Origin of the sequence: Psychroflexus salarius (assembly GCF_900129035.1) — a bacterium.
GTDB lineage: Bacteria > Bacteroidota > Bacteroidia > Flavobacteriales > Flavobacteriaceae > Psychroflexus > Psychroflexus salarius.
Genome location: NZ_FQTW01000008.1, coordinates 55,366 through 80,316 on the forward strand (window position 1 = coordinate 55,366; position 24,951 = coordinate 80,316).

Annotated in this window: 24 protein-coding genes; 12 read left to right on the top strand and 12 right to left on the bottom strand. The window is 32.9% G+C overall.

All coding sequences use genetic code 11. The features are described 5' to 3' along the window. The first annotated feature begins 6 nt into the window (after nucleotides 1–6). Both BUB82_RS09765 and BUB82_RS09770 read left to right on the top strand, forming a co-directional pair. Nucleotides 7–1,842, top strand: a complete 1,836-nt coding sequence (locus BUB82_RS09765; protein WP_073193438.1) for a TonB-dependent receptor plug domain-containing protein — start codon at nucleotides 7–9, stop codon at nucleotides 1,840–1,842. A 9-nt stretch (nucleotides 1,843–1,851) separates the two neighbouring features. After that, nucleotides 1,852–2,886, top strand: coding sequence for a YncE family protein (locus BUB82_RS09770; RefSeq protein ID WP_073193439.1), 1,035 nt, complete (start codon nucleotides 1,852–1,854; stop codon nucleotides 2,884–2,886). A 45-nt stretch (nucleotides 2,887–2,931) separates the two neighbouring features. On the opposite strand, the gene BUB82_RS09775 is transcribed toward BUB82_RS09770, so the two are convergent. Further along, nucleotides 2,932–4,308: an exopolysaccharide biosynthesis polyprenyl glycosylphosphotransferase gene (locus BUB82_RS09775; RefSeq protein ID WP_073193440.1), complete on the bottom strand. Its 1,377-nt coding sequence runs from the start codon at nucleotides 4,306–4,308 to the stop codon at nucleotides 2,932–2,934. Nucleotides 4,309–4,411: 103 nt separating this feature from the next. Here BUB82_RS09775 and lnt point away from each other — a divergent pair, with 103 nt between their 5' ends. Continuing rightward, a complete protein-coding gene (gene lnt / locus BUB82_RS09780) occupies nucleotides 4,412–5,983 on the top strand; it encodes an apolipoprotein N-acyltransferase (RefSeq protein ID WP_073193441.1) in 1,572 nt (523 codons plus the stop codon). Here lnt and BUB82_RS09785 read toward each other — a convergent pair. Then, nucleotides 5,980–6,696 (bottom strand): CDP-alcohol phosphatidyltransferase family protein, encoded by a 717-nt coding sequence (locus BUB82_RS09785; protein WP_073193442.1) that lies wholly within the window; start codon nucleotides 6,694–6,696, stop codon nucleotides 5,980–5,982. The two genes, lnt and BUB82_RS09785, sit on opposite strands and share 4 nt — an antisense overlap. A 162-nt stretch (nucleotides 6,697–6,858) precedes the next feature. On the opposite strand from BUB82_RS09785, the gene BUB82_RS09790 reads away from it, so the two are divergent. Genes BUB82_RS09790 through BUB82_RS09800 form a run of 3 tightly spaced genes read left to right on the top strand, consistent with a single transcriptional unit; the run spans nucleotide 6,859 to nucleotide 9,371 of the window. Then, entirely contained in the window at nucleotides 6,859–7,896 is a 1,038-nt protein-coding gene (locus tag BUB82_RS09790) for a putative type IX sorting system protein PorV2 (protein WP_073193474.1), read from the top strand. A gap of 54 nt (nucleotides 7,897–7,950) precedes the next feature. Beyond that, nucleotides 7,951–8,718, top strand: a complete 768-nt coding sequence (locus tag BUB82_RS09795) for a LexA family transcriptional regulator (protein ID WP_073193443.1) — start codon at nucleotides 7,951–7,953, stop codon at nucleotides 8,716–8,718. Next, on the top strand, nucleotides 8,718–9,371 hold the full coding sequence (locus BUB82_RS09800) for a DUF2461 domain-containing protein (RefSeq protein ID WP_073193444.1): 654 nt from the start codon (nucleotides 8,718–8,720) through the stop codon (nucleotides 9,369–9,371). Before BUB82_RS09795 ends, BUB82_RS09800 begins: the two co-directional genes overlap by 1 nt. On the opposite strand, the gene BUB82_RS09805 is transcribed toward BUB82_RS09800, so the two are convergent. Next, nucleotides 9,361–10,527 carry a 3-deoxy-D-manno-octulosonic acid transferase gene (locus BUB82_RS09805; protein ID WP_159432033.1) on the bottom strand — a complete coding sequence of 389 codons (1,167 nt, stop codon included), beginning with the start codon at nucleotides 10,525–10,527 and terminating at the stop codon, nucleotides 9,361–9,363. The genes BUB82_RS09800 and BUB82_RS09805 overlap by 11 nt on opposite strands. A 159-nt stretch (nucleotides 10,528–10,686) precedes the next feature. On the opposite strand from BUB82_RS09805, the gene BUB82_RS09810 reads away from it, so the two are divergent. Together BUB82_RS09810 and BUB82_RS11950 are read left to right on the top strand one after the other, a co-directional pair. Continuing rightward, nucleotides 10,687–11,853: a DegT/DnrJ/EryC1/StrS family aminotransferase gene (locus tag BUB82_RS09810; RefSeq protein ID WP_073193446.1), complete on the top strand. Its 1,167-nt coding sequence runs from the start codon at nucleotides 10,687–10,689 to the stop codon at nucleotides 11,851–11,853. Between the two features lie 28 nt (nucleotides 11,854–11,881). After that, complete coding sequence (locus BUB82_RS11950; protein ID WP_073193447.1) at nucleotides 11,882–12,094, top strand: PLDc N-terminal domain-containing protein; 213 nt, start codon at nucleotides 11,882–11,884, stop codon at nucleotides 12,092–12,094. 32 nt (nucleotides 12,095–12,126) lie between these two features. On the opposite strand, the gene gldG is transcribed toward BUB82_RS11950, so the two are convergent. Genes gldG through BUB82_RS09835 form a run of 4 tightly spaced genes read right to left on the bottom strand, consistent with a single transcriptional unit; the run spans nucleotide 12,127 to nucleotide 15,650 of the window. Then, the gene (gene gldG / locus BUB82_RS09820) at nucleotides 12,127–13,788 is read right to left on the bottom strand and encodes a gliding motility-associated ABC transporter substrate-binding protein GldG (protein ID WP_073193448.1); all 1,662 of its coding nucleotides are present in this window, start codon (nucleotides 13,786–13,788) and stop codon (nucleotides 12,127–12,129) included. Further along, the gene (gldF, locus tag BUB82_RS09825) at nucleotides 13,788–14,519 is read right to left on the bottom strand and encodes a gliding motility-associated ABC transporter permease subunit GldF (protein WP_073193449.1); all 732 of its coding nucleotides are present in this window, start codon (nucleotides 14,517–14,519) and stop codon (nucleotides 13,788–13,790) included. The genes gldG and gldF overlap by 1 nt, the downstream gene beginning before the upstream one ends. A gap of 4 nt (nucleotides 14,520–14,523) precedes the next feature. After that, entirely contained in the window at nucleotides 14,524–14,820 is a 297-nt protein-coding gene (locus BUB82_RS09830) for a putative quinol monooxygenase (protein WP_073193450.1), read from the bottom strand. Beyond that, a complete protein-coding gene (locus BUB82_RS09835; RefSeq protein WP_073193451.1) occupies nucleotides 14,817–15,650 on the bottom strand; it encodes an SAM hydrolase/SAM-dependent halogenase family protein in 834 nt (277 codons plus the stop codon). The genes BUB82_RS09830 and BUB82_RS09835 overlap by 4 nt, the downstream gene beginning before the upstream one ends. Nucleotides 15,651–15,745: 95 nt before the next feature. On the opposite strand from BUB82_RS09835, the gene BUB82_RS09840 reads away from it, so the two are divergent. Beyond that, nucleotides 15,746–16,699, top strand: a complete 954-nt coding sequence (locus BUB82_RS09840) for a PhoH family protein (RefSeq protein ID WP_073193452.1) — start codon at nucleotides 15,746–15,748, stop codon at nucleotides 16,697–16,699. Nucleotides 16,700–16,714: 15 nt separating this feature from the next. After that, the gene (locus BUB82_RS09845) at nucleotides 16,715–17,659 is read left to right on the top strand and encodes a phosphoribosylaminoimidazolesuccinocarboxamide synthase (protein WP_073193453.1); all 945 of its coding nucleotides are present in this window, start codon (nucleotides 16,715–16,717) and stop codon (nucleotides 17,657–17,659) included. Nucleotides 17,660–17,745: 86 nt separating this feature from the next. Here the strand turns inward: BUB82_RS09845 and BUB82_RS09850 are convergent, their stop codons facing one another. Further along, entirely contained in the window at nucleotides 17,746–18,816 is a 1,071-nt protein-coding gene (locus BUB82_RS09850; protein WP_073193454.1) for a M42 family metallopeptidase, read from the bottom strand. A gap of 97 nt (nucleotides 18,817–18,913) precedes the next feature. Between BUB82_RS09850 and BUB82_RS09855 the strand changes: the two genes are divergently transcribed. Further along, complete coding sequence (locus BUB82_RS09855) at nucleotides 18,914–19,633, top strand: DUF4294 domain-containing protein (protein WP_073193455.1); 720 nt, start codon at nucleotides 18,914–18,916, stop codon at nucleotides 19,631–19,633. A 56-nt stretch (nucleotides 19,634–19,689) separates the two neighbouring features. Here the strand turns inward: BUB82_RS09855 and BUB82_RS09860 are convergent, their stop codons facing one another. The 3 genes from BUB82_RS09860 to BUB82_RS09870 are packed head-to-tail and all read right to left on the bottom strand — an operon-like array spanning nucleotide 19,690 to nucleotide 23,109. Continuing rightward, nucleotides 19,690–20,244, bottom strand: coding sequence for an acyl-CoA thioesterase (locus BUB82_RS09860; protein WP_073193456.1), 555 nt, complete (start codon nucleotides 20,242–20,244; stop codon nucleotides 19,690–19,692). Continuing rightward, nucleotides 20,237–21,601 (bottom strand): DNA recombination protein RmuC, encoded by a 1,365-nt coding sequence (rmuC, locus tag BUB82_RS09865; protein WP_073193457.1) that lies wholly within the window; start codon nucleotides 21,599–21,601, stop codon nucleotides 20,237–20,239. Before rmuC ends, BUB82_RS09860 begins: the two co-directional genes overlap by 8 nt. Nucleotides 21,602–21,603: 2 nt before the next feature. Then, nucleotides 21,604–23,109 (bottom strand): ABC transporter substrate-binding protein, encoded by a 1,506-nt coding sequence (locus BUB82_RS09870; protein WP_083574513.1) that lies wholly within the window; start codon nucleotides 23,107–23,109, stop codon nucleotides 21,604–21,606. A 207-nt stretch (nucleotides 23,110–23,316) separates the two neighbouring features. Between BUB82_RS09870 and mtaB the strand changes: the two genes are divergently transcribed. Beyond that, a complete protein-coding gene (mtaB, locus tag BUB82_RS09875) occupies nucleotides 23,317–24,645 on the top strand; it encodes a tRNA (N(6)-L-threonylcarbamoyladenosine(37)-C(2))-methylthiotransferase MtaB (protein WP_073193458.1) in 1,329 nt (442 codons plus the stop codon). Here mtaB and BUB82_RS09880 read toward each other — a convergent pair. Then, complete coding sequence (locus BUB82_RS09880) at nucleotides 24,642–24,944, bottom strand: N-acetyltransferase (protein WP_073193459.1); 303 nt, start codon at nucleotides 24,942–24,944, stop codon at nucleotides 24,642–24,644. The two genes, mtaB and BUB82_RS09880, sit on opposite strands and share 4 nt — an antisense overlap. Nucleotides 24,945–24,951 lie beyond the last annotated feature (7 nt).

The following is a 24,951-nucleotide window of genomic DNA, read 5'->3' on the forward strand; positions in this document are numbered from 1 at the left end:
ACGTTTATGAAACAGTTTAGAGCTCACATTTTTGTGTGCTTGTGTTTGGTTGTATCCTCTGCACTTGCGCAACTAGATAGTATTCAGCAATTAGACGAAGTCGTGTTAAGTGATCGTCAGTTGCAGCAATTTTCTGTAGGGCAAAATCTGATTGAAATTCCTGAATCAAGAAAGCGCATTACGGCTAATAAATTAAGCGATTTACTTCTCGAAAACTCAACTATTCACATTAGGCAAAACGGCTATGGAATGGTAGCTTCAGCAAGTTTTCGAGGCACAACCGCTCAGCAAACAGCCGTTGTTTGGAACGGTATTAACATAAATTCTCAATTTAATGGCCAAACTGATTTTAACACCATGCCAACTTATGGCTATTCAGAGATTTCAATTCGTCCTGGTGGTGGCAGTTTACTCTATGGCTCAGGTGCAGTTGGTGGCAGTATTCATTTAAATAATCAACTGTATTTTAGAGACACAACTCAGGTTAAATTATTTTCTCAAATTGGTAGTTTTAATACTTTCGAAAATTTTATAGAAACTAAACATTCAACCGAAAAGACAAGCTTAAAGTTTAACTTAAATCGGTCTGCATCTGATAATGATTACCCGATTTTAGGAAGTTCTAGGACTAATTTAAACGGTCAATTTGAGCAGTGGTCGGCGCATTTAAGCTTTGCCTATAAATTATCACAAAATTCACAACTTAACTATCATGGTCAATTTTACGATGGTTTACGACATTTTTCAGTTTTGCGTCCATCAGAAAATAAATCAAATTACAGCAATACAGATAGCCGAAACTTAATTGAATGGGAATATGATAAAAACGATTTTAAATCGGTTGTTAAATACGCGTTTTTGCATGAAGCATTTGAGTATAACCAGAATATTGAAACCAATTTAAGTACAGCTAATAAAGCCAATACACATCTTGTAAAAACTGAAGTTTACCAAAATTACGGTAAGCTAGATACCAATTTTAATATTTCAATAAAACAGACTGCTGCCGATGGCGATAATATTATAGATGAACATATACAGCATTTAAATTTTTCAACTTTATTAAATTATAATTCAAAATGGGCAACCTTAAGTCTTGGTTTAAGACAAGAATTTTCAAATTTCTTTGATAGTCCATTACTTTATACGATTGGCGCTGAACTTCCCGTAACTTCAGCTTACAATTTAAAATTAAGTCATTCAAAAAATTTCAGGCAACCCAGTTTAAACGATTTATTTTGGGTAGAAGGGACAACCAACCTTCAACCTGAAACAGCACTTCAATATGAAGCCTCGCATCAATTTAACTTTAAACACCAATCTCTAAGTTTTCAGCTTACCGGATTTTTCAATGATATTTCTCAAATGATTAGGTGGTTACCAGACCAAACTTCAACTTGGAAACCCGAAAATGTTGATGAAGTAAAAACTTATGGCTTGACGACTTCAATTTCTAAAGAATTTAAGTTGATGCCAATTCACTTCAAAACACAGTTAAATTATGAATTTACTAAAGCTATTGATGCAAGAACCCAGCGACAACTCACTTTTACACCACAACATTCGGCTTTTTTAAATTTAGATTTACAGTATAAAACTTTTGCCTTAAATTTTACACAAACTTATACTGGTAAAGCTTTTACAAGAACAGATAACGCGCCTAATGAAATATTAGAGGATTTTTGGCTGAGCCATTTAAATCTTGCTTATCAACCAAAACAGATCGACTTTTTTAGTGTTAATATCGGTTTTAAAAATCTATTTAATCAAGCTTACCAAACCATAGAAAACCGACCAATGCCAGGTCACCAATTTTACGTAAACACAATTATTAATCTATAAACACACATCATGAACATTAAATTATTTTTTTTATCAATTTTCAGCTTTTTAATCCTTACGTCTTGTAGTGACGATGATTTTGGTATTCCGGTAGAATTAGAAGGCGATTTTGCCAATGGCATTTTTATTTTAAATGAAGGTAATTCAGCTGGCGGAAGTTTAAGTTTTATGACTTCAGATTTTTCAGAAATTACTCAAAATGCCTATCAAAGCGTTAATCCTGACGATGATTTAGGTTTATTTGTTCAATCGATTTTTTTTGATGAACAATTTGCGTACATCATTTCCAATGGTTCAAACATGATTACCATTGTTAATCGCTACACTTTAGAATTTGTAGACCGTATCGATAGTGGTTTAAACGTTCCGAGGTACGGCCTTATCTTAAATGGCAAGGCTTATGTTACCAATCAGGCTGATTTTTCGACTACTGCTGATGATTATGTCGCCGTAATTGATCTTGCATCAAGAACCTTAGAAAATACCATTGTTTTAGGCAATTATGCTGAAAAAATTTATGAATTTGAAAATAAAATTTATGTTCAGAATGCTAGCTATGGCTTTGGTAATCAGATTTCAAAACTGAATATTGAAAACCAGACGGTAGAGCAAAATTTAAGTTTTTCTTCGGCCATTTCAGATACATATTTAAGCAATGGTAACCTTTATGTCTTGGCTCAAGATGAAATCACTCAAGTAAACCTCACCAATTTCCAAACATCATCAACATGGAGTTTAGCTGAGACTCACGTTGGGGCTTCACGTTTAGCAGTTGAAGGTAACGCGATTTATTTTACCAGTAGCAATTCGGTTTACAACTTCACAACCTCTGATGATACTATTTCGGAAACAGCATTATTTAATTATGAAACTACTTCAGCTTTTGGTACATTTTACGGTTTTGATGTGCATAATGGCTTCATTTATCTATCCGATGGAGCTGATTTTGCTTCAAATGGCTTTATTCAAATTAGAAACTCACAAGGAGATTTAATTAAAGAACAGGAAGTCGGCATTGGGCCAAACTCTTTTTATTTTAACTAGATAAAATTTTGTTGATTAAAGTTAAGCCACTTTCGGGTGGCTTTTTTATTGACCTCGAAAAAAGATAACCGTACTTAAAGTTTTAACAATAATTCTAAAATCTATAAATGCGCTACGGTGTTTTATATAATATAAATCATATTGAAGCTTTTCGATGGTTTCAGCATCACTTGAAGCGTATTTAGCATTTACTTGAGCCCAACCGGTTACACCTGGTTTTATGACGTGTCTAATTTCATAAAACGGAATTGTTTTGGCTAACTCTTTTACAAATTCTGGGCGCTCAGGTCGCGGGCCAATTAGGCTCATGTCGCCTTTCAGAATATTGATAAACTGTGGGATTTCATCTAATCTTGTTTTACGTAAAAACTTACCAAACTTTGTTATTCGCATGTCATTTTTAGTAGCCCATTGCGCACCATAAATTTCAGCATTTTTTATCATTGAGCGTAACTTGATAATTTTAAATGCTTTGCCGTTTTTACCGATTCTTTTTTGAGAATAAAATAGAGGACCACGATTAGCAACTAAGTTACCAATTAATACGATTGGTAAAAGTAGTGAAGCACTCAGCAAACCTAAAGTGCTAACTGTAATATCTAAGCTTCTTAAAAACAGCAAATAGAGCTTGTTTTGATTGTTTCTGCTGAACGGGAAATAGCAATAAAAATCATTACCAATATGCTGTACAGGTACTTTGTTGGTCAGTTCTTCGTAGACATGAGAATAAGATTTAATTGGATAGCCAATTTGAAGCAGTGGCAGAAGTAATTTTTGTAATTCAGTGCTGACACCTCTAAATGAATTTGTGACAACGATTTCACTGATTTTGTAATCTTCTAAAAGCTTTTCAAGATTATTTTTGTCAAATTCAATACATTTTTCAGCATTTTGTGGCTGCTGTGAGAAATAACCGACAACTTCATAATTGGGATCAAAAATTTGAAGTTCTTTTTTAATTGAGTCAGCATCAAAATCGTCACCAATGAGTAATGCACGTTTATAAAATCTTGGCGAAGCTATTAAGCCAATATAAGCAATACGCCAAATGAAAATGCTGATGTAAATAACGACAAAAAAGATGAGTATCTGTAGTCTGTTTTCAGGTAATTGAGGTGTTAAAATTGGCGTAAAAAGGTAAAATGCAACTGTAAAAAATGTTGTGAGTAAAAGGTTTTTTGCGGTTGTAAATCTAGACTCTGCATTGCGTAAGTGATAAATTTCGAAAACAGTGCCAAAACTAAAAATATAAAAAGCCAGTACAACGATATTAATCGCATAACTTTGATAAAATGTAAAATAGTTAAAAAAATCAAAACGCGAAACCACATATAGACACGACCAAGCTACTATTATATCAATAATTCTTAGCAATATCTTACGCTCAGATATTTCAAAATGAGTTCCTTTTTTAAGAGGCATTTTTGGTTAGTTTAATACAAATTTAAAAAAATAATGATAGTACTTTGCATTTTATTATAATTACGAAGAATTATAAATTTAGGTTCACTTTTAAACAAATAAATTGAAAACATTACTTTACTATATTCTATCAGGATTTCTACTAGCTTTTGCATGGCCAACTAATGGATTTAGCTTATTGATTTTTATTGCTTTTGTACCACTTCTATTTAAGAATTATAATTTAGTTAAACACGGCTATTCCCATACAAAACTTTTCTTTTTAAATTATTTGAGTTTTGTTGTATGGAATTTTATTTCTACAGGTTGGCTATATTACTCTTCAAGTTTTGGGATGCTATTTGCAGTTTTGGTCAATAGTGCGTTGATGAGTCTTGTGATGTTAGTTGTTATTAAATTTATTAAAAAACTAAACTTCATAGCTTCAGCAAGTTTGTTTATAAGTTTATGGCTTTCGTTTGAATATCTGCATTATCACTGGGAGTTTTCTTGGCCATGGTTAACTTTAGGAAACGTGTTTTCAGAATCGATTAGTTTTATTCAATGGTATGAATATACAGGTGTTTTTGGCGGATCGCTTTGGGTGTTATTAGTTAACATAGTTATTTTAAAATCTGTGTTATTATTCAATCAATACAAGGAAAAAGCGATTATCTATAGAGCTATTTTTAAAACAGTTTTGCTTGTTGGTTTACCTATTGTTTTAAGTGTTTTAATTAAGCCAAGCACTTCAACTAAATCGTATATCGAAACCATTGTTTTGCAGCCTAATATAGATCCTTATGAAGAGAAATATAATTTAACAGATGCCCAAATAAAGCAACAACTTTTAGAACAAGTGATGCCATTATTAAAGCCAGAGCATAGGCAACTGATTTTAGCACCAGAAACGGTTTTTGCTAATGGTACCGAATTTAAAAGTTATAAGTATTCTCACGCCAAAGATTTTACTAAACAAGTTTTATTAAAAAATCCGAATGCCCAAATATTAATGGGAATTTCTGCTTATGAGCTCATTAGGGACCAATCTCAATTAACACTTCAAAGCAATTATTTGAGAAAAAATTTGTGGTATAATGATTACAACTCTGCCGTCTTTCAAAATAAAGATACTTTAAACTTTTATCATAAATCAAAGTTAGTGGTCGGTGTAGAAAATTTTCCTTACAAAGGCCTATTAGAACCAATTTTAGGCAATGTTATGCTTGATTTAGGTGGCACTGTAGCGACTAAAACCACTCAGGCTAATCGCGAAGTTTTCTCTACAAATACCGACCTAAAAGTGGCACCCATTATTTGTTATGAATCTGTTTACGGCGAGTATGTAACAAATTACGTGAAAAATAAAGCCAATGTTTTAGCCATTATCACCAACGATGCTTGGTGGGATGATACTCAGGGATATCAGCAACATTGGAGTTACGCCAAGCTTCGAGCCATCGAAACGAGAAAAGCAGTTGCTAGATCAGCTAATACAGGAATTTCAGGTTTTATCGATCGTGATGGAAGCGAACTAAGTCGATCAAAATATAATACCAAAACAGCACTGGTTGAAAAACTACCAATTTATACGTCTGAGCCTACCTTTTATGTAACTTACGGTAATGTAATTCCAAGATTAGCTTTGTTACTGGCAGGGTTAATTGTGTTATTTTCAATTACGAGACGGCGTTAAATCCTTTTTTTTAAATTTAATACGAGATTAAGCAAAATGTAAAACCCAATAATCAAAGGGATTGCCTTCAGCTGAAGTGTGATTAAAAGTATAATTGAAACAACGATTATTACATACCGAAACCAGTTTTCATTTAGATTGAAATTAGAAAATTTAAACGAAAACAAGGCTAAGTTTGCATTCAGTAAATAACTGCTAACTAAAGTCAATAAAAGTAAAGTTTCAATTTTAAAACCAAATTGAAGCGGTTCAGTTAAAATAGCGACACTAATAATTAAAATGGCATTTGCCGGCGTTGGTAAACCAATAAAATTCTCAGTTTGGGCTTCATCAATATTAAATTTTGCTAAGCGATAGGCCGAAGCTAGAGTAATTAAAAAACCCAACAAAGCAAGACTGTCTAAAGTAAAAAAATCGAAATTAGATAAAGAAAAATCAGGATTTATTGTAGTTCCTATTAATTGAAACATCACTAATCCAGGAACAAATCCACTAGTAACCATATCGGCTAAAGAGTCTAATTGAAGTCCTAATTCGCTGCTAACTTTTAAAATACGAGCAAAAAACCCATCAAAAAAATCAAAGAAAATCCCTAAAAACACAAAAAAACCAGCCCATAAATAATCACCTTGAAATGCATAAATACTAGCCAAACAACCTGAAAATAAGTTGAGTAAAGTGATGATATTTGGGATTTGAGCCTTTAGATTCATCCTAGAGTTTTTTAATTATAATTAAAACAATTTTGTGAATGCAAGTTTACAGAATTTAAGACATAATTACTATTGTAGCTCTTTAAAACGCAATATATTTGAACTTTTTAAGTTTAAATCTAAAAAACTGTGCCTAAGCAACTATTGCTTTTAAGTATTTTAATGATTAGTGCTTTCAGTAGCGCACAAAGCTCACGGAAATATTCTAATGAGTTTTTAAATATTGGCGTAGATGCAAGAGCATTTGGTATGTCTAACGCTATGACTGCCATTAGCAAAGATGTAAATGCTGTGTATTGGAATCCTGCTGGTTTAACTCAGCTTGAAGACAATCAAATGAGTTTAATGCATGCCAATTATTTCGCCAATATTGCCACTTACAATTACGCTGCATTTGCCAAACCAATAGACGATGTTTCATCTTTTGGTATTAGTGTTATTCGGTTTGGAGTAGATGATATTTTAAACACAACCCAATTAATTGATGATCAAGGTAATATCGACTATAATCGTATCAGTTTATTTTCAACAGCCGATTATGCCTTTACGTTTTCATATGCTCGTAAAATGAGACTACAAGGCTTTTCGTATGGCGTGAATGCTAAAATAATTAGACGTGTTATAGGAGATTTTGGATCAGCTTGGGGGTTTGGTTTCGACGCAGGTATTCAATTTAAATCTAATTCTTGGGAGTTTGGCATTATGGCAAGAGATATTACAACTACCTATAATTCATGGACTTTTGATGAAGAACAACTCGAAACAATTCGTGCTGCAGTTGAAGGTCAAAACCAGAGTATACCTGAAGATACTGAAATTACTTTACCAAAATTAGAATTGGGTATTGCTAAATCTTTTGAAATTAATAGAGATTTTAGCATGTCTACAGCGTTAAATCTTAATACACGTTTTGCACAAACCAATGACTTAATTTCAACTTCAAATATAAGTATGACTCCAGCATTTGGTTTCGACTTAGGTTACATTAACATGATTTATTTGCGTGGTGGTGTTGGTAATTTTCAAACCATAACGCAGCTTGATGGAAGCGATAATATAGGATTTCAACCTAACATAGGTGTTGGTTTCGTGTACAAAGGCATTCAAATTGATTATGCTTTAACCGATATTGGTGATCAAAGCGCTTCATTATATTCAAATGTGTTTTCACTTAAAATTGATTGGCAGTTTTTCAGATAATTGGAAATTTTCAAATAATGTTGGAATATTTCCTTTTTTCAGCTATATTTGAATATGAAAGTAAGTTACCCCATTGAAGCCAAACGTTTTAAAGAAATACGGCAGTCACTTAATTTTACTCAATCTCAATTTGCAGAAGAACTTTCATTAGGCAATTCTACCGCAGATATTGAACGTGGTAAAACACGTATTACTGGAGAAACCGTAGCATTGTTAATGCAAAAGTATCAGATAAATCCGATGTGGCTGTATGGTAAATCTCACGACAAACACATAAAAATCTCAGCATTTAATGTGATGCCTAAAGTTGTTACTTTAGATAACGACACCGAACATGAAAACATGCTCATGGTAAGTCAAAAAGCAGCCGCTGGTTACCCAAGCAATATTCAAGATGCTTCTTGGTATAAAAAATTACCAGCCTTCAACATGCCAATACCACAATTTAGAAATGCCACATACCGCGGTTTTCAAGTTGAAGGCGACAGTATGCTGCCTAATTTATACCCTGGCGATTGGGTTTTAGCCAAGTCTTTAGAAGACATCAGTTCAGCCTCAAGCCATAAAATGTATGTTGTTGTACTAGACGATTCGGTGTTGGTAAAAAAAATCAGCCTAAATCCTAATCGAGATGAAATTCTTTTAATTTCAACAAATGAAAATTACCCACCAATTTTCGTAGAGCCAGAACGAGTCCTTGAAATATGGGAAGTAACAAGTAAGTTAACTTTTAGTCTAGATGCTAATGCTGAAAATTCTGTTTTACGTAAATTAGAACATTCTATGGAAGAATTGAAATCTCAACTTAAAGCCATCCAATAATGAACTTTAAACTAGCGCTGAAGTTTCTAGCTGATTTAAACCAAAACAATTATAAAGAGTGGCTTGATCAAAATCGCTCAACTTATAAATCGATTAGAAAAGACATGATTGATTGGGCTGAAGCTTTTGATTTTAAGTTAAGCCAGGTTGATCCTGATTATTACAGTTTACCCGGTAACAAGGCTTTAAATAGAATTAATAATAACTTATTATATCATCCTAATAAGCCACCTTACAAAGATCATTTCGGATTTGGGTTTGATAAAAAGCCAAAGCAAAGTGACTTTTACATTCATGTTGGGCTACATGAAAAATTTATTGCTGGTGGATTTTATAAGCCCAATTCTACATTTTTGAAAAGTATTCGTGAAGCGATAGATTATAATGGCGAAACATTAAAAGAAATAATACATCAACCAAACTTTAAAGCAAAATTTGGAGATTTAGTTGAGGTTGAAATGCTTCAAAATGCACCTAAAGGTTTTTCAAAAGAACATCAACATATCGATTTATTGAAACATAAAAGTTTTGTTGTTGAAACTGCTTTTTCTGAAAATTTGTTGTTTTCAAGCGAATTTGATGACTGGTTACTCGAACACTACAGAGCTATGTTATCATTCAGAAACTATCTTAATAAAGCAGTTACTGTTTAAGTTGTTCTTCAATATAATTACAAATTAAAGTCGTCGCTCCAGTCTGTTTTTCTACGAATTGTGATGCTTTTTTACCAATTTCTAGGCGTTTTTCTCGATTAGAAATTAATGCGTCTAAATTGTTATTGAAGTCTGTTTGATGCTTAATTTCAAAAGCGCCACCAGCATTTAAAAGCGCTTTAGCTTCTGGGAATTTTTGGTGATTTTCACCAAACAATACAGGTACTCCAAAGGTTGAAGGTTCTAAAATATTATGTAGACCTGTAGTGCCAACAGCGCCACCAACATAAGCGATGTTAGCATAACTATATAGTTTTGTCAATAAACCAATGCAATCGATAATTACAACTTTAGCTTGATTTAAATTTGTTGTATGTATACCATCGCTCCATTTTATATAATCAACTTTCAAGCTGTTTTCTATGGCTTCAATATGTTCTGTATTTACTTTATGTGGTGCTATAATAACTTTGAGTTGTTGATGAGTTTGATTGATGTAGTTAATAATAAAATTTTCGTCTTCTGGCCAAGTACTTCCACAAACTAAGCATAGCTGGTCACCAATAAATTCTGAAATGCCTTCAATTGAATTGTCTTGGTGAAGCTGATTAAAAACCCGATCATATCTTGTATCTCCAGAAATATGAATGTCTTTTAGTTGAAGTTCTTGAGCTAACCTAAAACTGTCTTCATTTTGTACAAAAACAGCATCAAATTTTTGAAGCGCTTTTAAAAATAAGCTGCCATACCACTTAAAATAGAGCTGATGTTTAGAAAATGTAGCAGAAACCAAAACCTTAGGAATATTTTTTTTTTGAAGGGCTTGAAGCATATTTGGCCAAACTTCATATTTAATTATTAGCGCTAATTTAGGATTTAAAATCTCTACAAATTCTTTCATATTTTGTGAGGTGTCAATCGGTAAATAAGTAACTGCTGCTAGTTTTTTATCATCTTTTTTTATATCAAAACCTGAGGGCGAAAAAAAGCTAACCACCACATCTTGCTGCTTTTTATTAAGATAATCTATTATTGGTACCGCTTGCTCATATTCGCCTAGTGATGCGGCATGAATCCAAACCGGGTTTTTAAGCGATCTAGACTTAACTTCAAGTTTTTTGAATAAATCACGTCGGCCATCATAGAATTTAGCCAAACTCTTATTTACGCTTGTAAAAAAAGGCAATAGAGTCTTAAAAATATGAATTAAAAATGAATAAATAGCACTTAATTTTGGGTTAAAAATACAGCTTTACTTAAAAACGATTGCAATGCGAATGCTTATTTTGTATTTTTGGTATCTGAAAATTTATTTATGAGAAAACTTCAAATGGTAGACCTTAAAGGTCAGTATACACACATAAAACCTGAAATTGATCAAGCTGTAATCGATGTGGTAGATTCTACAGCTTACATTAACGGACCAGCAGTTCAATCTTTTCAAGCTAATCTTGAACAATATTTAGATGTTAAACATGTGATTCCTTGTGCAAATGGAACAGATGCATTGCAAATTGCTATGATGGGTCTCGGTCTAAAACCAGGTGACGAAGTGATTACAGCAGATTTTACCTTCGCTGCAACCGTTGAAGTTATTGCGCTTCTTGGATTAACACCAGTTTTAGTTGATGTTGATCCAGAAACTTATAATATCGATATCAATGCGATTGAAAAGGCAATTACTCCAAAAACCAAGGCAATTGTGCCAGTGCATTTATTTGGACATGTGGCCAATATGGATGCTATAATGGATTTAGCCAAAGCTCACGATTTAAAAGTTATTGAAGATAATGCCCAAGCGATTGGAGCTGATTACACCTTCAAAAATGGGTCTTCCAAAAAAGCCGGAACTATTGGTGATGTTGGTGCAACGTCTTTTTTTCCATCTAAAAATTTAGGGTGCTATGGTGATGGTGGAGCAATTTTCACCAATAACGACAAACTTGCGCATACAATACGAGGAATCGTTAATCACGGCATGTACGAGCGTTATCATCATGACGTCGTTGGTGTAAATTCGCGTTTAGATAGTATACAAGCTGCAATTTTAGATATCAAGTTAAAGCATTTAGATACTTACAATTCTAGACGTCAAGATGCTGCAAGAGCTTACAGTAAAGCACTTCAAAATCATCAAGCGATTGTAACGCCTACTACGTTTACGCATAAATCTTGCGATATTAATTGTAGTATTTGTGATACTTGCGATTGTCATGTTTTTCATCAATATACCATTAGAATCACAAATGGTAAACGTGATCATTTGGCAGAACATTTAAAAGAAAAGAATATTCCTTTTGGTATTTATTATCCAATACCTTTACACTTACAAAAGGCTTATGCCGATAAACGTTACAATGAAGCCGATTTTAAAGTGACTAACCAATTGGTTGATGAAGTGATTTCATTACCAATGCATACTGAATTATATACTGAACAAATTGAATTTATTACCAACACAATTCTTGAATTTTTAGGTTAAGTTGAAGTATTAAGAAAAATTGACTATTATGGATTTGTTTTTAAAAGATTTTTCTTTTAACCTTTTAATATGGCAGTTTTTGTTGTTAAGCACCTTTTTGTTTTGGTTGTTTTGCTTGTATGATGTTTTGAAAAGCAAGTTTAAAGCCAACGAAAAGTTAATATGGACTTTAGTTGTAATTTTTATCCCGTTTCTAGGTTCTATATTTTATTTAGCGATTGGAAGACAACATAAGCTATAAAACTTAAACAATAATTTAGTACATATAAGTCTTTATTTTACAAACTGCTTACGCTTAATATAGTAGCTCACAAAACCAAAAACAATAATTAATGCAGGTAAGCCAATAAGATTCAACAATTGCCAACTAAGTTTTGAGGCAGCTAATTTGTCACTATCTAAATTGGCTGTTTTAATAGATTTATTACGAAGTTTTACAAGTTGTTGGTCGGCTAGCATGTAGTTAATTAGGTTGATAAAAAATTGTTTATTACCATAATTCTTGCCAGAAAAACGATCAAAACCTAAGGGCATTGGTTTTCCACGTGACACTTTATTTTTAATAAAATCGCCGTCACTTATAAAGGCCTGGTGTGTCGATAGGCTGTTATCTTTTGAGTTAGGGTACTCAAAAGGTTTAATCCTATTTTTATAAGCCGACTTAAAACTACCTTCAAGTAAAACAGCTAAATTTTGGCGGCCATCATTAAATAGATTTCGATTGGGTTTAGATTTAATTTCGTCTAAGCTAATAGCCATTGGCGTACCAATAGCTGCTGATAATGGTGAACTTTGCAGTAAAATATGTTTTTTAAGTCCGTTTTTTAAAGTATCTATCGGATTGGCAAATTCAAATTTTACTGGACTTAGATTTTGATTTATAGGATGTTGCTTGTTCCGTTGAGAAAGTGGGAAATAGTACCATGGAAACTGATTAATTTCTGTGTTTTGGCCTTGACCAACCGCTAAATTAATAGGCGCACAAAAAATGTCTTTAACAAGTTTTGGGTTGATTCGGATGCCATAGCTAAAAAACAAATCATGTAAATTTAAATCTAAGGCTAAGGCTATGCTTTCACCTGTTTTCATTAAGCTATCGGTTTCGGCTTTAACGTGTTCAGTAAGCCAAACTGCTTTACCACCTTGCATTACGTACTGGTCAAGTAAATATTTTTTCTTTTCGTTAAAAGTTTCTTGAGGCTTTGCGTCAATAATTAAATCGTATTCCGAAAGTTGGTTGAGTGTTTTTACCGGAGAAACTTCAACCGAATCTAAAGTAAAGGCTGCGATGTAGTAATACTGCTTAAGGCTTTTCAATAAATCAGCAATATAAATATCATCTAATTCATTTTGTCCCTTAATAATAGCTAGTTTTTTAGCTTTTGGTTGACTTAGAATTTTAAGGGCATTGGTAAGTTGGTATTCAAGTTCTTCAATTGAACTGTTAATTAACTCTTCTTGGTTAGCTTGGTTGTTTTCGCTAATTAATTTTACAGGAAGTTTTTGATCGTTGTAGGTGATAATGGCCCAAGGAAATATTATTTTCTCACGCATTTCACCATTTTTCAATTGGTTGAGTATTTTGGGTGACATGCCATTTTCATAAAACTGATTGGCAACTTCCATAGCATCGTCAGTTTCATTAAGCGGATTAATGAAATTAAATTTCACTAACGAATTGTAAGCCGAATATTCTTCTAGTAAGTAGCCAATTTCACGTTCTAATCGTTTGTAGTTACTCGGTAAATCGCCAGTTAAAAAAACTTCAACTAAAACGTTTTTTTCTATAGATTCTGTTAATTCTATAGAGTATTGAGATAAGCTGTAGCGTTTATTTTGAGTAAAATCTTGTCTCATAAACAATTGTGATGATACAAGATTAATGCTAATGAATACTAACAAAAAAAGACTAATATGTTTAAGATATTTTTTCATTAAGCTTTAAGTTGATTGAGTTTCAAGCGCGTAAATTCATTAAAAATAATTGCGATGCTTAAAAAGTAAATGAGGTTTCGTGTGTCAATAACACCACGACTCATAGCTTTATAATGGAAATTTAGACTTAAATATTCTAAGGCGTAAATTTCAGAGCCTAAAAGTTTAAAATTGCTCAAGCCATAAAATCCATAAAATAACAATAAGTTGAAAAAAACAGCCAAAATGAAAGCTGTGATTTGATTTTTGCTTAAAACAGAGCTAAATATGCTAAGGCTTATTAGCGCAAACAGCATTAAGCAAACACCCATATAAGAAGTGATTATAGCACTTAAATCAATTTGATTGGTGTATTGTTTTAAGCTTGAAATTGTCCACACATAGCCAATAGTTGGGATTAAGCTAATCATAGCCAGTAAAAAAGCACCCCAAAACTTCCCGTAAACTAAAGCGCGTGTTGATATTGGCTTTGTGAATAGTAATTCTATTGTGCCTTGTTTACGCTCTTCGCTAAAACTTCGCATACAAATTGCAGGAATTAAAAAGATAAATACCCAAGGCAAAAGCTCAAAGAAAGGTGTCAAATTTGCATAACCTGAATTGAAAATATTAAAACTTGAGTCAAAGACCCATAAAAATAAGCCTAAACTGATAAGAAAAAGAACGATGATAAGGTAGCCTAAAACTGAACTAAAAAATAAATTAAACTCTTTTTTTAAAATAGCAATCATAAATTTACTTTAATTCGTGATGTTGTTCAACAGTCCAAGCTTCTGGTTTTTGGGCAAACAAAGCTTTTGTTTTAGGCCAAACTTGGCCAAATAAATCAGAATTTCTATAATGATTTAAACAAGTTTCATTGTCCCAATAACTATACGTAAAAAAAACAGATGTATTGTTTTTATCTTGCAATAAGCACAAATAATTACAGCCGTTTTGATCTCTAATTTTTTCTTTCGAAGCTTCAAATATAGCTTTGAAATCATTGATACGCTCAGGTTTGAATGTCATTTTAACAATACGTATAATCATTCATCAAAATTTATGGTTATGGTATCTAAAGCTTTTAACCCAAACAAACTTGAAGCGCCACCAACAGTTGAAGGATTACTTTTATAAATTGCCAACTCTAAATAGGAAGATGAATTAAATAAGGCTAATTTTTTACCATCTTCTTCTCGCTGGTCTTTTGGAAGCGAAAAATTGATCGCATCACTGTAGCTTTCATATATTTTCTTAAATTGTTGAGAACGTGCTGTAATTGTAAAACTTCGGCCTTTAGCTATTTGAAGAAATGACTGCCGCTTGATATTGGTAACTACATTGCCAAAATTATCAATATAAATCACATGGCCAATCATCTGTTTATTTTCATTATTAACTGAAGGTTCTATATGTTTTAGTTGTTTAATTTCATTTAGTTTTTTACCAATTACACTTAAATTTCCGCCACGTGCTATATGAGCCGCAACTTTTATAAAAATATCTAAAACTGTAAAGTTTGTTTCAACGCGATCATGAATATTAATTTCAACAATTTCGTCGGGATTAACCTCTGAAGCAATTAGTGATAAAATACCATTATTAGCCGCAACGAAAAAATGGCCGTCAAGTGCCATCACTATGTGTTTGTTTTCTGGTGTAATTTCAGAATCAACACCTACAATATGAATACTGCCTTTTGGGAAATTATGATATGCATTTTTGATAACATATGCCGCCTCGATAATATGAAAAGGCGAAATTAAATGCGTAATGTCAATAATTTCAACATCTTCAAGTTCACTATACAAAGCACCTTTCACTGCAGCAACAGAGTGATCTTTAAGTCCAAAATCGGTTGTTAAGGTAACTAAAGGCATTTAATTAATTGTTAATATCAAAACTAGAATAACGCTATTTTTTTCGCTAAATTTGCTATGCGAAATTAAGTATTAATGCACAAATATGATGTCTATTGAATGAACTAATTTTAGAACTTTCAGAAATCAATCCTAAGGAGTTTTTTGGTGATCAAAATAAAAACTTTCAACTTATCAGAAAGTATTTTCCCAAGTTGAAACTTGTTGCTCGAGGTGGAACTATTAAAGCTTTTGGGGATGAAGAAATGTTAGACGAGTTCGAGAAACGCTTGAAAATGTTAACGGAGTATTTCTTAAAGTATAATAACTTAGATGAAAATAGTATAGAACGCATCTTGACAAGCGACTCTAAAGCTGACTATCAAACCTCTAAACAATCTGACCAAGTTTTAGTTCACGGTGTTGGCGGTCGAAGTATTAAAGCTCAAACCGCTAATCAACGCAAATTAGTTGAGTTAATGCAAAAAAACGATATGGTTTTTGCCATTGGTCCCGCAGGAACTGGTAAAACCTATACTGGCGTAGCGCTTGCCGTAAGAGCGCTAAAAAACAAAGAAGTAAAACGAATCATATTAACGCGTCCAGCGGTTGAAGCTGGTGAAAATCTTGGTTTTTTGCCAGGTGATTTAAAAGAAAAGTTAGATCCTTACATGCAGCCTTTGTATGATGCGTTGCGTGACATGATTCCGCCTGAAAAATTAGATAGTTTTATAGAAAAAGGGACTATCCAAATTGCACCTTTAGCATTTATGCGAGGCCGAACTTTAGATAATGCTTTTGTTATTCTTGATGAGTCTCAAAACACCACGCATGCCCAAATGAAAATGTTTTTAACACGAATGGGGCGACATGCCAAGTTTATGATTACGGGCGATCCTGGCCAAGTAGATTTACCAAGACGTTCAATTTCTGGTTTAAAAGAAGCACTTTTAGTTCTTAAAAATGTTAAAGGGATTGGGATTTTACATCTAGACGATAAAGATGTTATACGTCATAAACTCGTTAAAAAAGTTATTTCAGCTTATAAATCAATTGAAAATCAAGATTAATCACAATTTTAAATGATGAGTTCTACACTTTTAGAGACTAATTTCAACTTTAAGCTTCAAACTGATTATTATAAAGGTAAAGTGCGTGAAGTTTATACACTATCAAATCATCAACTTATCATGATTGCCACAGATCGTCTCAGTGCTTTTGATGTGGTTTTACCAAAAGGAATTCCGTTTAAAGGACAAATTTTAAATCAGATTGCCTTCGATATGCTTAAAGCAACAGAACATCAAGTGCCGAATTGGTTGACGAATTCTCCAGACCCCAATGTGGCAATTGGTCATCAATGCGAGCCGTTTAAGGTAGAAATGGTTGTACGTGCTTACTTGGCTGGTCATGCTTGGCGTGAATATAAATCTGGGAAACGTGAGGTTTGTGGCGTTAATTTACCTGATGGCTTAAAAGAAAATGATAAACTTCCACAACCAATTATTACACCAACTACTAAAGCCGATCAAGGCTCACATGACCAAGATATTTCTCGGCATGAAATTTTAAATCAACAAATTGTATCACAACAGGATTACGAAATTTTAGAAGATTACAGTTTGAAGCTGTTTCAACTAGGGACAGAAATCGCTCAAAAGCGTGGCTTAATTTTAGTTGATACAAAATATGAATTTGGTAAAACAGTTGAAGGTGACATTGTTGTTATTGATGAAATACACACACCTGATTCTTCTCGTTATTTTTATGCCGATACTTATGAAGAATTACAAGAAAAAGGACTTCGCCAAAAGCAACTTTCTAAAGAGTTTGTGAGAGAATGGTTAATTGAAAACGGATTTCAAGGCAAAGACCATCAAAAAATCCCTGAGATGACAAGCGATTTTGTGACATCCGTAAGTAATCGGTACATCGAGTTGTATGAAAAAATTACAGGTAAAAAATTTGTGAAGGCTGATGTTTCAGATATCAACCAAAGAATAGAAAGTAACCTTAAGGACTATTTTTAGAAACCTATTAAAATTAAAAAAAGCCGTTTTAATAAAACGGCTTTTTTTATCTTATTTTATGGGAGATTTGGTATAATTCAATAATATTAATTAAAATAACTGAAGTTGTGCTTGTTTTTAATATTGAGCAAGCTATTGTATATCAATTGAATCACATTTTCAACATCATCTTTATGTACCATTTCTACTGTGGTATGCATATATCTAAGTGGTAACGAAATTAAAGCAGATGCAACACCGCCATTACTATAAGCAAAAGCATCAGTATCAGTGCCTGTAATTCGACTTGCAGCTAAACGCTGAAACGGTATTTTTTTATCTTCAGCTGTGTTGATAATAAGTTCTCTTAAATTGTTTTGAATGGCTGGTGCATAACTAATCACTGGACCATCACCAATCTTAGTTAAACCTTCTTTTTTCTTATCGATCATTGGAGTAGTGGTGTCGTGGCAAACATCTGTTACAATGGCAACATCAGGTTTAATTCGCTGAGTAATCATTTCAGCACCACGTAAACCAACTTCTTCTTGTACTGAATTGGTAATGTAAAGTCCAAAGTCGAGTTTAACATTATTCTCCTTAAGCAATCTAGCCACTTCAGCAATCATAAAGCCACCCATGCGATTATCTAGAGCTCGACATACAAATTTATTATTATTAAGCACAAAAAATTCATCTGGATACGTAATAACACAACCAACATGAACGCCTAACTCTTCAACTTCGGCTTTGGTTGAGCAACCAACATCAATACAAATATTTTCAGGTTTAGGCGATTGTTCACTGCTTTTGTCACGGGTATGAATCGCTGGCCAACCAAACACACCTTCTACAATGCCGTTTTTAGTGTGAATATTAACACGTCTAGACGTTGCAATTTGATGATCGCTTCCGCCATTTCTAATTACATAAATTAAGCCTTCATCTGTGATGTAATTAACATACCAAGAAATTTCATCAGCATGACCTTCAATCACAACTTTAAATTCTGCTTCAGGATTAATAACGCCAACAGCTGTGCCGTAATTATCGGTGATAAATTCGTCTACATAGGGTTCTAAATAGTCCATCCAAAGTTTTTGGCCTTCGGCTTCATAACCAGTAGGAGCTGCATTATTTAAGTATTTTTCTAGAAATTTTAAAGATGTATCTGTCATAGTTTAAATTTTTAACTTCTGCGAATTTAGGAAAGAATTTAAGATATTTTACTTTACAAAATCTTAATTTTGGCATTGAATTAGCTGTCTTTAAAACATGAAATTTCTTATCATCATTTTTTTCTTCTTGAAGTTCTTTGTGCTTTGGTCACAGGACACAACCACAGCTTCAACACAGCAAAAGAAATTTTATGATTTAACCGATGAAAACCCTGAAGCGGTTTCTTCAATTGAGTTAGACGAAGTGGTCATTTATCCTAAGTTGAAGTTAACAAACCGAAAAGATATTAGGCAATATCTGATACTCAAGCGAAAAGTTAAACGTGTTTGGCCTTATGCTATTTTAGCCTCTAAGCGTTTAGACAGCTTAAATAAGCGTTTAGAACAAATTGAATCAAAGCGAAAACGCCGAAAATATACCCGATTAATTCAAGATTATATTGAGAATCGCTTTACAGATGAATTGAAGAAACTTACCAAAACAGAAGGACAAATATTGGTTAAGCTTATGCATCGCCAAACAGGAATCACAACATTTGATTTAGTAAAAGATTTAAAATCAGGATGGCGAGCTTTTTGGTATAATACAACCGCGAGTTTGTTTAATATTTCATTAAAAGAAACTTACCAACCCTACAAGGTTAAAGAAGATTTTTATATCGAATCGATTTTAGTTCATGGTTTCGTAAAAGGAGAATTAGAAAAACAAAGCCCGAATTCAGCAATCGATTTTATTGATTTATTTGATCATTGGGATGCTGCAAAAGAAAAGAATAGCTTACTTAAACATTCAAAAGCTCTAGAAAATAAAAAGTAAAATATTATTAAATTAATTTAAAGTACCGAATTCTAGAAAATCTGTAATCATATTTATTAATGCTTATCTAGTTCAACTTTTGCATTATGGTTTTTTAGAAGTTGTAGGTGATTTTCAAGGTCTAATTGAAAGTCATTAAAGGTTTTATCATGTTGTTGGCGTAATTCGCGACGTTTAATGTTTTTAATGAAACGTCTGATATCATTTTCAGTTTTAAGAATAAGCCCTGGAACTTCAGTGGCTTCGCCATCTTGATTTTTAGCCACCATTGTAAAATAAGAAGAATTGCAATGTTTTTTATGTCCGGTTTGGATGTTTTCAGATTCAACCCTAACACCTACAACCATAGAAGTGCGGCCGACATAGTTTACTGATGATTTTAAAGTAAGTAGTTCGCCGACTTCAACAGGATTGAGAAAGTCAACACGATCTACACTGGCTGTAACGCAATAGTTTTCAGAATGTTTAGAGGCACAAGCAAAAGCAATTTGGTCTAGAACCGATAAAATAAAACCACCATGAATTTTACCATTAAAATTTGAATGTGAAGGTAACATGAGTTGAGATAATGTTACTTCACTTTCAGAAGCGTGTTTGTATGTTTTATTCATGATCTAGTAAAGAGTTTTCATTAGCTTTTTTAATCCATTTTTGACTGATATCTTTTGATGTTCTAACGCCAAGTTGCTTTAACTTTTCAACATCTTTAATTAGATTTTGTTTACCAGTTAGTTTTTTCATCGCATCGCTGTAAGCCACATCAGTCGATTTTAATCGCTTACCGATAGTTTCTAATTCAACTAATAAATTTGTGAATTTATCATAAAGATTACCAGCGTGCTTAGCAATTTCGTTAGCATTTTGCTGTTGCTTTTCGTTTTTCCAAATGGTATCTACGGTTCGTAATGTTGAAAGAAGCGTTGTAGGACTGACTAATAAAATATTATGGTCAAACGCTGAGTAGAAAAAGTTTTGGTCTTCATTTTGAGCTAAATATAAAGCTGGCTCGATAGGAATAAACATGAGTACAAAATCAGGCGATTTTTGAAAACCTAAATCTTCATATTTCTTTTCGCTTAATTGCTTAATGTGAGTTTTTAAAGATTTAATATGGTCTTTTAGATGTTTTGATTTTTCAAGTGACTCGCTGCTATTAACATAACGTTCGTAAGCAACTAAAGATACTTTAGAGTCGATAATCATTTGTTTCTCGTTAGGTAAATTAATCACCACATCTGGCATTTGTTTTTTGCCATCTTCATTTTCGAAACTTTGTTGTATATCGTATTCGCGTCCTTTGGTTAAACCTGATTTTTCAAGCACACGTTCTAAAATCATTTCGCCCCAATTCCCTTGGGTTTTAGTTTCACCTTTTAGAGCATTTGTTAGATTTTGAGCTTCTTCACTAATTTTTGAATTGAGCTCGTTGAGGTCTTTTAATTTTTGGCCTAATTCAGAGTGTGTTTTTATGAAATCTGTATTGTTTTTATCAACTTTATCCTCAAATGATTTTATTTTATCTTTAAGCGGTGATAAAATTTGCTCAATATTTTTTTTGTTAAGCGAAGTGAACTTTTCAGACTTTCGATCTAATATTTTATTGGCTAAATTTTCAAAGTCAGCTGAAAATTTTTCTTGTAGTTTTTCAACATCTGCTTTTTGGTGGTCTAGTTTTTCTTGTAGATTTTTAAATTCTGTGTTGCGTTGTGTTAAAGCTATTTCTACTTTATTTTTTTCAGCAGATAATTCTTTCAACTCTTGTTTAGCTGTCTCTTGTTGAGTTTCTAATTTAGCGTTTAAGTCTTTTAATTGAAGTTCTAAATTTTTGTTGGTTTGTCTTAGCTCTATAGCTTCATTTTCAATTCTTTTACGAGCTTCTTGAGCATCAGAATGGCCTAGTTTTTTTCCGATAAATAATCCAATAAGTAAGCATACAATGGCAACAATGCCCACAATAATATATTCCATAATTAGTGTTCTTTGTAAACGGTTTTGAGGTCAAGCAAATTTACAGGATTCATTTGTAAACCCTTGATGTTTTTGTGATAAAATCGAGTAATTTGGTCGTAATAAAGTGGTATTACAGGCGCTTTATTTGAGATTAATCGGTTCATTTTTCGGTAATAAGTGTAACGTAAACTATCATTTTGAATGGTTTGTGACTTCACAAACAAACTATCGAATAACGGGTTGCTAAAACGCGTATAATTAGGACCTTTTGGTGCTTTTTTTTCTGAGAAAAATAAACCTAAATAATTTTCAGCATCGGGATAATCGGCTATCCAGCTGGCTCTAAACAAATCAAGTTGTCCAGCCGACCGCTGCTGCCTTATGGTTGATGGCGGCAAAACTTCAACCGATGTTTCTATACCGATTTCTTGATATGATTTTTGAATATATTCAATCAAGTCTACATAATTAGCGTTGGTTGTAATGTTTATTTTCGGTGAATTTTTGGCTTCTTTTTTATATTTATTTAAATAATATGAAGCCGAGTCTTTACTGAAGCTATATAATTTTGTGTTGAGGTAGCCTGGCAATCCTTTAGGTATAAAGCCATTGTTAGCAGGAAAACCAATGCCGTTTCGTAAATAGGTAATCATTTTTTCACGATTGAAACCGAAATTTAAAGCTTTTCTGAAGTTAATATTCTGTAGTGCCTGTTCCTGGCCTTCCATGTTAATTCCGATGTATTCTGTATTTAGATAAGGTGATTTTTCAAGAATAATTTTATCACTATGTTGCGGCTGAAGCTGACCTGTGTTAGTTAATAATTCATCTTTGTAACTAGGGTCAAGGCCGCTTAAAAAATCTAATTTTCCTTGTAAAAATGCCATAAACTCACTTTGTTTGTCAGGCAAAAATGTAATCGCTACCGCTTCGAGATAAGGCAGCTGATGTCCTAAGCTATCAGTTTCAAAATACAGATTGTTTTTTCTGAGTACCATTTTTTCATTCTCAAGCCAACGTTTTAAGTAAAATGGTCCAGTGCCAATAGGTGTTTTGCGTAAGTTGAGCTGTTTGCTTTCTTTTGGAACAATAGAACAATACTTCATGCTTAAAATACCTAGAAATGGCGGGAAAGCTTGTTTAAGTATAATTTGTAATCGAGATTGATCAATCTGTTTGATAGCTTCAACTTGGTCTAAAACCCAACTGCCAGGTGAAGCAATTTCAGTTGAAGTTAGTCTTTTTAAACTAAACACAACATCTTCGGCTGTCACTTGTCTTGTAGAATCTTTACCAAAAATAGGATGTTGATGAAAAAAAATACTATCTCGTAATTGAAATGTATAGATTTTACCGTCTTCAGAAATCTGCCAACTCTTAGCTAAATCAGGCTTAATGTGTAAGTTATGGTCTTGCTTAACAAGTGTGTTATAAATTTGATGGCATGCCCAAATATTGCGTTGGTCTTTTGCAAAAGCTGGATCTAAAGATGTAATATTAGCATGTTCGTTGTAACGAAATACCATGTGAGAATGTTTGTCTTTAGATGAATTTTTACAGCTATATAAGCTTATAAATAGACTTGCTAAAATGCAGTAAATGATTGGGCGCTGTCTCAATTTAATAAACAAGATTTAGTTGGTATATTTGCAAAGTAATTAAAAATGAATTTATAATCTTGATCTAAATGTAGTTTTATCATTAGAATAAGATAATAATTGAATAAAAGCTTTATGCAAAAAAAAGTAGCGTTTTACACCTTAGGTTGCAAGTTAAATTTCTCTGAAACATCCACAATTGCACGTCAATTTGAAGAAAAAGGGTTTCAAAAAACCGACTTTCAATCGCCAGCTGATGTTGTGGTGATTAATACATGTAGCGTTACTGAAAATGCAGACAAACGCTTTAAAACCATTGTTAAACAAGCGCGTAAAATTAACAGTGATGCTTTTATTATAGGTGTTGGTTGTTATGCACAACTTAAGCCTGAAGAATTGGCTGCTGTTAATGGTGTTGATTTAGTTCTTGGCGCTACCGAGAAATTTAAAGTAACCGATTATATTAATGACTTAACTAAAAATGATTTTGGAGAAGTACATTCTTGCGAAATAGACGATGCAGATTTCTATGTCGGTTCTTATTCTATTGGTGACCGTACGCGTGCTTTTTTAAAAGTTCAAGATGGTTGCGATTATAAATGTACCTATTGCACCATTCCGCTTGCTCGGGGTATTTCACGCTCAGATACTTTAGAAAATGTATTGAAAAATGCTAAAGAAATATCTGAACAGAATATTAAAGAAATTGTTTTAACAGGCGTGAATATTGGTGATTATGGAAAAGGAGAATTTGGAAATAAAAAACACGAACATACCTTTCTAGATTTGGTGAAAGCCCTAGAAACAGTTGAAGGTATTGAGCGTTTAAGAATTTCGTCTATTGAACCAAATTTACTTAAAAATGAAACGATTGACTTCGTTGCGGCAAGTCAAAAATTTGTACCGCATTTTCATATTCCCTTACAAAGTGGTAGTAATACATTATTAAAACAAATGCGTCGTCGTTACATGCGTGAACTTTACGTTGACCGCGTAAATCGCATCAAACAACAATTACCTGATGCTTGTATAGGTGTTGATGTGATTGTTGGTTTTCCCGGTGAAACAGATGAATTGTTTTTAGAAACTTATAATTTTCTAGTTGATCTTGATATTTCGTATCTTCATGTATTTACCTATTCTGAAAGAGACAATACACTGGCTGCAGAAATGGAAGGTGCTGTGTCTTTAAAAACAAGAAAAAAACGTAGTAAAATGCTCCGTGGACTTTCAGCAAAAAAGCGTCGTGCTTTTTACGAATCTCAATTAGGAAGTACGCATGAAGTTTTATTTGAAGGCGAAAATAAAGAAGGTTATATTCATGGTTTTACTGAAAACTACGTTAAAATAAAATTTCCTTGGAATCCTTACTTAGTAAATACACTTCAACAAGTTACTTTAACTGAAATAGCTGAAGATGGTTTGGTAAAAGCGCAATTAGTTTCGGTTCCTTCTGAAGTCTAAATAGTAATGCCAGCTGGCAATAAATCTTTATATTTCTGACGGTATTTTTTAAAAAACTTAGCTATTTCAGGAGAAGTAGGCATCACTTTAATTCTTGAGTCACGATAAGTTTCTAAAACTTGAGCGATAAAAACTTCAACCGTTTCGAGGCTTATTTGTTTAGAGGGTAAATTTAGCTTAGTTAAAAATAATTGTCTTCCTTGGTCTTGATACTCTATGGTTAATAAGCCTTCTTCTGTTTTAAATTCATACTGTCTTAAAAACGTATTGTTCTCAATTTTCAAATCATCATCACTCATAATCTTC

Coding starts and splice junctions, on each gene's coding strand:
- BUB82_RS09765 (WP_073193438.1), top strand. CDS start 7: ATGAAACAGTTTAGAGCTCACATTTTTGTGTGCTTGTGTTTGGTTGTA.
- BUB82_RS09770 (WP_073193439.1), top strand. CDS start 1,852: ATGAACATTAAATTATTTTTTTTATCAATTTTCAGCTTTTTAATCCTT.
- BUB82_RS09775 (WP_073193440.1), bottom strand. CDS start 4,308: ATGCCTCTTAAAAAAGGAACTCATTTTGAAATATCTGAGCGTAAGATA.
- BUB82_RS09785 (WP_073193442.1), bottom strand. CDS start 6,696: ATGAATCTAAAGGCTCAAATCCCAAATATCATCACTTTACTCAACTTA.
- BUB82_RS09790 (WP_073193474.1), top strand. CDS start 6,859: ATGATTAGTGCTTTCAGTAGCGCACAAAGCTCACGGAAATATTCTAAT.
- BUB82_RS09795 (WP_073193443.1), top strand. CDS start 7,951: ATGAAAGTAAGTTACCCCATTGAAGCCAAACGTTTTAAAGAAATACGG.
- BUB82_RS09800 (WP_073193444.1), top strand. CDS start 8,718: ATGAACTTTAAACTAGCGCTGAAGTTTCTAGCTGATTTAAACCAAAAC.
- BUB82_RS09810 (WP_073193446.1), top strand. CDS start 10,687: ATGAGAAAACTTCAAATGGTAGACCTTAAAGGTCAGTATACACACATA.
- BUB82_RS11950 (WP_073193447.1), top strand. CDS start 11,882: ATGGATTTGTTTTTAAAAGATTTTTCTTTTAACCTTTTAATATGGCAG.
- gldG (WP_073193448.1), bottom strand. CDS start 13,788: ATGAAAAAATATCTTAAACATATTAGTCTTTTTTTGTTAGTATTCATT.
- gldF (WP_073193449.1), bottom strand. CDS start 14,519: ATGATTGCTATTTTAAAAAAAGAGTTTAATTTATTTTTTAGTTCAGTT.
- BUB82_RS09830 (WP_073193450.1), bottom strand. CDS start 14,820: ATGATTATACGTATTGTTAAAATGACATTCAAACCTGAGCGTATCAAT.
- BUB82_RS09835 (WP_073193451.1), bottom strand. CDS start 15,650: ATGCCTTTAGTTACCTTAACAACCGATTTTGGACTTAAAGATCACTCT.
- BUB82_RS09845 (WP_073193453.1), top strand. CDS start 16,715: ATGAGTTCTACACTTTTAGAGACTAATTTCAACTTTAAGCTTCAAACT.
- BUB82_RS09850 (WP_073193454.1), bottom strand. CDS start 18,816: ATGACAGATACATCTTTAAAATTTCTAGAAAAATACTTAAATAATGCA.
- BUB82_RS09855 (WP_073193455.1), top strand. CDS start 18,914: ATGAAATTTCTTATCATCATTTTTTTCTTCTTGAAGTTCTTTGTGCTT.
- BUB82_RS09860 (WP_073193456.1), bottom strand. CDS start 20,244: ATGAATAAAACATACAAACACGCTTCTGAAAGTGAAGTAACATTATCT.
- rmuC (WP_073193457.1), bottom strand. CDS start 21,601: ATGGAATATATTATTGTGGGCATTGTTGCCATTGTATGCTTACTTATT.
- BUB82_RS09870 (WP_083574513.1), bottom strand. CDS start 23,109: ATGGTATTTCGTTACAACGAACATGCTAATATTACATCTTTAGATCCA.
- mtaB (WP_073193458.1), top strand. CDS start 23,317: ATGCAAAAAAAAGTAGCGTTTTACACCTTAGGTTGCAAGTTAAATTTC.
- BUB82_RS09880 (WP_073193459.1), bottom strand. CDS start 24,944: ATGAGTGATGATGATTTGAAAATTGAGAACAATACGTTTTTAAGACAG.